General features: G+C 39.4%; 4 protein-coding genes. All 4 read left to right on the forward strand.

Going from position 1 to position 6,724, the window contains the following annotated elements; genetic code table 11:
- Positions 1-90 precede the first annotated feature (90 nt).
- The 4 genes from licT (at position 91) to V7266_RS25155 (ending at position 6,567) form a co-directional block, all read left to right on the forward strand.
- Complete coding sequence (licT, locus tag V7266_RS25140) at positions 91-924, forward strand: BglG family transcription antiterminator LicT (protein ID WP_335471955.1); 834 nt, start codon at positions 91-93, stop codon at positions 922-924.
- A gap of 348 nt (positions 925-1,272) precedes the next feature.
- On the forward strand, positions 1,273-3,138 hold the full coding sequence (locus tag V7266_RS25145) for a beta-glucoside-specific PTS transporter subunit IIABC (protein ID WP_335471956.1): 1,866 nt from the start codon (positions 1,273-1,275) through the stop codon (positions 3,136-3,138).
- A 104-nt stretch (positions 3,139-3,242) separates the two neighbouring features.
- Positions 3,243-4,676, forward strand: a complete 1,434-nt coding sequence (locus V7266_RS25150; RefSeq protein ID WP_335471958.1) for a glycoside hydrolase family 1 protein — start codon at positions 3,243-3,245, stop codon at positions 4,674-4,676.
- Positions 4,677-5,157: 481 nt separating this feature from the next.
- On the forward strand, positions 5,158-6,567 hold the full coding sequence (locus V7266_RS25155; protein ID WP_335471959.1) for a glycoside hydrolase family 1 protein: 1,410 nt from the start codon (positions 5,158-5,160) through the stop codon (positions 6,565-6,567).
- Positions 6,568-6,724: the final 157 nt, after the last annotated feature.

A 6,724-nucleotide genomic window follows, 5' to 3' on the forward strand; every position in this document is an offset into this window, starting at 1 on the left:
TTATAGGATTGTTACTGTTAAATCAGGCAAAACCTAAGACTAATGCAGTTATGTTAGTTTTAGGTTTTTATTTTTTTAGAGGTGATTGACATGAAAATCGCAAAAGTAATTAATAACAATGTCATCAGTGTGATTGATGCACATAATAAAGAACTTGTTGTTATGGGCAGAGGGATTGCGTTCCAAAAAAGACCGGGTGATCTTGTGGACGAATCAAAGATCGAAAAAACGTTTAAGTTGGATAATAAGGATGTCTCGGAAAAATTTAAAACATTATTGTATGATGTTCCAATGGAATACATGGATGTTTCTGAACGGATTATTTCCTACGCGAAAGAGAAACTAGGGAAAAAATTAAATGACAGTATCTATGTTTCGTTAACGGATCATATCACCTTTGCAATTGAAAGATGTCAAAAAGGTTTAATTATCTCAAATCCGTTGCTGTGGGAAATCAAGCGTATTTATGCTGACGAATATGCAATTGGTTTGAAGGCCATAACGAAGATACAAGAAATGCTTGGGATTACTCTTCCACAGGATGAAGCTGGCTTTATTGCGATGCATATTGTCAACGCAGAGTTAAACGAAGAAATGCCGAACGTCGTTAACATGACAAGATTAATTCAGGATATTCTAAATATTGTTAAATATCATTTCAAAATAGAGCTTGATGAGGAATCATTAAATTTTTTCCGTTTTCTTACCCATCTTAAATTTTTTGCGCAGCGTTTATATACCGATTCTCCCTACAACAACGAAGATGATTTTCTCTATGAGATGGTCAAAGAAAAGCAAAAAGAGGCCTTTGCCTGTGTGGAGAAAATCCGCGATTTTATCAAAAAAACACATAATCATCAGCTGACAAAGGAAGAAATGGCCTATCTTACCATTCATATTGAACGCGTGGTGAATAGATCCTAAATTTTTTTGAAAGAAAGCGTTGACAGAGAGTGAAAGCGGATGCTATTATAGTTGTACAAATTAATTAATTTTTTAGGATTGTTACTGATCAAGCAGGCAAAACCTAAATTGTATGATCATCACTTTTTAGTGTATAGCTTACAATTTAGGTTTTTTTTATTCCCTAAACCGTAGTTACCTTGCAGGGACTGGCCAGAACTTACAAGCGGCTTCGGCAAACTTCATATTTTTAACAGGATTGTTACTGGTAATGCAGGCAAAACCTGAGTAACACGAGTGGGGACCATTGGGTCAATTCCAGCTCTTGTTACTCAGGTTATTTTTTTACAAAAATCAGGAGGAATCATCATGGACTACAAAAAAACAGCCATAAGCATCCTTGAATTAGTCGGTGGAGAAGGCAACGTTCAAAATGTTATTCACTGTATGACAAGACTTCGCTTTAATTTACAAGATCAAACAAAGGTCGACCGTAAACGATTAGAAAAAGTTCCTGGAATCATGGGCACAAATGTAAGTGGGGACCAGTTTCAAATCATTATCGGAAATGATGTACCAAAAGTATATAATGCTATTTTAGAAAATAGCGCGATTAAAATTGATAGTAAAAGTAAGAAATCTGAAAAAGGGAAAAATCCAATCAATGCAATCTTTGATGTAATCTCAGGTACGTTCACACCAATCCTGCCTGCGATTGCCGGTGCAGGTATGATCAAAGGGATTCTAGCTATTTTATTAACATTCCATTGGATATCTGATAAGAGTCAAGTTTACACGATCTTAAATGCGATCGGTGATGGAGCGTTTTATTTCTTACCGATTTTGCTGGGAGTCAGTGCAGCTAGAAAATTTGGCAGCAACATTTATGTCGCAGCAGCCATAGGGGCAGCGCTGTTACATCCAACAATAACAGCATTATTAAGTGCAGGTAAGCCGGTTCACTTCCTTGGTCTTCCTGTAACGGCGGTCACTTATTCATCAACTGTTATTCCGATTTTACTAGCCGTCTGGATTGCAGCCTATGTGGAAAAATGGGTTGATCGGATTATTCCTAGCATGTTTAAACTAATCTTTGTCCCAACATTAACATTACTAATTGTTGTCCCAATTACTTTAATTTCCGTTGGTCCATTAGGTTCAATAATCGGAAACTGGCTGTCTGCTGGAGTAGGAGCATTATTTGATCACGCAGGAATATTTGCAGGAGCCCTATTAGGCGGTACATGGTCTTTAATTATTATGACAGGTATGCACTATGCGTTTTTACCAATTGCAATGAACAATATTGCAACTAAAGGCTATGATGTTATTATGCCTTCCATGTTTATGGCCAACATGGGACAAGCAGGAGCAACATTTGCTGTATCATTACGTTCTAAAAACAAATCTTTTAAATCTTTAGCAATGACTACTAGCTTAACTGCTATTATGGGTGTTACTGAGCCCGCTATGTACGGTGTAAACATGCGCCTTAAGAAACCATTTATCGGTGGTCTTATCGGTGGAGCCGTTGGTGGAGCATACTACAGCGCTCTTGGTGTAAAATACTTTATCCTTGGTGGTAATGCAGGTTTACCAGGATTAGCTTCTTTTGTAGGTGACACATTTGTCTGGGCAGCTTTAGGATTCCCAATTGCTTTCGCGGCTGGTGCCGTTGCAGCATTCTTCATGGGATTTGAAGATGTAGAGAGTGAAGAAGAGCAAGATACAACAACAGCAACAGAAACTAGGCCAGTAGACACTAAACCTGAATTAGTTGTAGCAGCGGAAAAAGTATTCAGCCCTTTAAAGGGTGAAGTAAAACCATTAAGCGAAGTAAATGACCCAACTTTCTCTACAGGAATCATGGGTAAAGGCTTAGCGATCCAGCCGCAGGAAGGAAAAGTAGTATCTCCTGTTACTGGTAGAGTAACAACTATTTTTAAAACCAAACATGCTATTGGCATTACAAGTGACAATGGCGCAGAAATCTTGATCCATGTTGGTTTAGAAACAGTAAGGCTGGATGGAAAACATTTCACAGCACATGTGAAAGACGGTGACTTTGTTGAAGTAGGTCAAACTTTAGTAACGTTTGATATGGAAGCAATTAAGGCAGAAGGATATGACTTAATTACTCCAGTGATTATTACAAATCCTGACCGTTATCAGACAATCGAACCAGTTAAACAAGGAAGAATCAATGCACGTGAAGCATTCCTGGCACTGCAGTAATATCTAAGGATAGGAGGAATCTAAATTCTCCTTCCTTTCAACATATTAATGAGGGTAACTAACGCTAATCAATGGACTTTTAAAAAAACTAGAGGTGAATGATAATGAATCGAAAATTTCCAGAAGGATTTCTATGGGGCGGAGCAACCGCTGCTAATCAATTAGAAGGAGCTTATCAAGAAGGAGGGAAAGGTTTAAATCTTGCCGATGTACTTCCTGGTGGGAAAGTTCGCTTAGAACTTCTTATGAAACCTGGTTTCAATTATGAGATTGATCAAGAAAAGTATCACTATCCAAACCACGAAGGAATTGATTTTTACCATCGCTACAAAGAAGATATTGCTCTTTTTGCGGAAATGGGTTTTAAGGTATTTCGTCTCTCCATTGCTTGGTCACGTATTTTTCCAAGAGGAGATGAAGAAACTCCCAATGAAGAAGGTTTAGCTTTTTACGACCGGGTATTTGATGAGTTGCACAAACATGGGATTGAACCAGTAGTGACAATTTCTCACTATGAAACACCTCTACACCTTATTAAAGAATATGGTGCTTGGAAAAACCGAAAACTTATTGGTTTCTTTGAGCGGTATGTAAGAACTATTTTCGATCGGTATAAAAATAAAGTGAAGTATTGGATGACGTTTAACGAAATTAATGGAGCGACACATTTCCCACTTTTCGGTTTAGGTTTTTCTGCCTCAAGTGAAGAAGCTCGTTTACAAGAAAGTTTCCAAGGGCTGCATCATCAATTTGTCGCTAGTGCTTTAGCTGTAAAAATAGGACATGAAATCATTCCTGGTTCTCAAATTGGATGTATGCTTGTTTATGCTCCAGTATATGCTTTCGATAGCAACCCTGATAATGTCATGTATGCCTTAAAAGAAGAACAAATTTTTAACTACTATTGTGGAGATGTCCAAGTTCGTGGTGAATATCCTGCCTTCGCTGATCGTTACTTTAAGGAAAATGGTATTAAATTAGACATTCAAGATGGCGATCTAGAGATTATTAAAGAAGGTACTGTTGACTATATTGGATTTAGTTACTATATGTCCCGCACTGAAAAGAAAGAAAAGACGGACGAAGAGGGTGCATCGGGTAACATTATCGGCGGTGTGAAAAATCCTTTCCTTAAAGCCAGTGATTGGGGCTGGGAAATTGATCCAGAAGGTCTTCGAATCTCATTAAACAAGCTTTATGACCGCTATCAAGTGCCTTTATTCATTGTAGAAAATGGTCTTGGGGCAATAGATAAGGTAGAAGCAGATGGTTCTATCAACGATGATTACCGCATTGATTATTTGAGAGGCCATATTAAGGCGATGGCTGAAGCGATCGAAGATGGTGTTAACCTAATCGGATACACTCCTTGGGGCTGTATCGACCTAGTGAGCGCTTCTACTGGTGAAATGTCTAAGCGTTACGGATTTATTTATGTTGATAGACACGACGACGGCAGCGGAACATTAGAGCGCAGCAAGAAAAAGTCTTTCTTCTGGTATAAAGATGTTATTGCCACTAATGGCGAACAGCTTTAATACTAAAGCTTGCCGGTAAGCCGTATTTGGCTGCCGGCTTTTATATTTTGAAGTTGAAAAATAAAGATAGATGGAGAAAAGGTTAAAGCCTTTCCTACTCTTGAAATGTATTTTGTGAAATTAAAATCTCCCATAACCCCCCGAAAGACATGGCACGAGTGGGTTTCAGCAGATAAGAGGGGGGATAACCCCCGAAGGCCATGGAGCAAGTGGGCTACGACAGATAAGAAGAGTTTATAACCCCTGAAGGCCATGGGGCGTGTGGGATACGACAGATAAAAGGAGTTTATAACTCCCGAAAGCCATGGGGCGTGTGGGCTACGACAGATAAGAGGAGTTTATAACCCCCGAAAGCCATGGAGCAAGGGCTACGACAGATAAGAAGAGTTCATAACTCCCGAAAGATACTGAACGAGTAAGTTTTGAAAGATAACGAGGATCTATAAGCCTTGAAATAAACATGAATTGGAGGAGAATAAAAATGAAACACACTAAACTTAAACCCTTCCCAAAGGACTTTTTCTGGGGCGGTTCCACATCAGCCTATCAGATTGAAGGGGCTTGGAATGAAGATGGGAAAGGTCCATCTGTTATCGATATGGCGAAATATCCTGAAGGCACCACTGATTTTAAAGTAGCTAGCGACCACTATCATCATTACAAAGAAGACATTGCTCTATTAGCCGAAATGGGATATAAAGCCTACCGCTTTTCGATTGCTTGGACAAGACTCTATCCAAATGGTTCTGGGGAAGTAAATCAAAAGGGTATTGAGTTTTACAATAATTTAATCAATGAAATCGTCTCACATGGTATCGAACCGATTGTTACGATGTACCATTTTGACTTGCCATACGCCCTTCAGCAAAAAGGCGGCTGGTCAAATCGGGAAACGATTGATGCCTTTGAAGTGTATGCCCAAACCCTGTTCGAAAACTTCGGTGACCGCGTGAACTATTGGTTGACTATTAACGAACAGAATATGATGATCCTCCACGGAGACGCAATTGGAACCGTAGATCCTAACTTAGAAAATCCTAAGAAGGAGTTATATCAGCAAAACCACCACATGCTTGTTGCACAGGCAAAGGCGATGAACTTGTGTCATCAAATGCTTCCAAATGCAAAAATTGGACCGGCCCCAAACATTGTGTCCATTTATCCAGCCAGCTCAAAACCAGAAGATATTATGGCTGCCCATAATTATTCAGCGATCCGCAACTGGCTTTACTTAGATATGGCTGTTTTTGGACGCTATAATACGACTGCGTGGAATTACTTTGAAGAAAAAGGCTATGTTCCTACCATTTTAGATGGAGATATGGAAGTTTTAGCAAGTGCGAACCCTGACTTTATTGCTTTTAACTACTATACTTCTCAAACGGTTGCGGCAAGTGAAGGGGATGGTTCAGATATAGGTCATACGGGCGACCAGCATATTACCGTGGGTGAGGCGGGTGTCTATAAAGGAGCGGTCAATCCGAATCTGAAAAAGAATGAATTTGGCTGGGAGATTGATCCCGCGGGATTTAGAAACACTTTAAGAGAAATTTATGACCGCTACAACCTTCCGCTAATTGTAACCGAGAATGGATTAGGGGCATTCGATAAGCTAGAAGAGGGTGATGTGGTTAACGACCCTTATCGTATTGATTTCTTACGCAAGCATATTGAGCAAATGCAGTTGGCAATCACTGATGGTGTTGAGGTATTTGGCTTCTGCCCATGGTCGGCTATTGACCTTATCAGCACCCATCAAGGCTGCAGCAAGCGTTATGGTTTTATCTTTGTAAACCGTGATGAGTTTGATTTGAAAGACTTACGCCGTATTCGAAAGCAAAGCTTTTACTGGTATAAGGAACTTATTGCTACGAATGGTGAGAATTTATAATGAATTTATGAAGAGCTTCTCCCAGATGGGACAAGCTCTTTTTTTTTAGAATGCATTTATGCCATGAAACTACCTTTGTTATGAGAAAGTAATTTGAACAAGTATATCTCCATAAGGGGTTGAAGGACAAAAAGATCACGGAGCTCGAAGAAAGTGT

Origin of the sequence: Neobacillus drentensis, assembly GCF_036965645.1 — a bacterium.
Classification (GTDB): Bacteria; Bacillota; Bacilli; order Bacillales; family Cytobacillaceae; genus Neobacillus; species Neobacillus drentensis_D.

Bases quoted from the DNA above. Each gene is read 5' to 3' on its own strand.
- licT (WP_335471955.1), top strand. From the start codon at position 91: ATGAAAATCGCAAAAGTAATTAATAACAATGTCATCAGTGTGATTGAT.
- V7266_RS25145 (WP_335471956.1), top strand. From the start codon at position 1,273: ATGGACTACAAAAAAACAGCCATAAGCATCCTTGAATTAGTCGGTGGA.
- V7266_RS25150 (WP_335471958.1), top strand. From the start codon at position 3,243: ATGAATCGAAAATTTCCAGAAGGATTTCTATGGGGCGGAGCAACCGCT.
- V7266_RS25155 (WP_335471959.1), top strand. From the start codon at position 5,158: ATGAAACACACTAAACTTAAACCCTTCCCAAAGGACTTTTTCTGGGGC.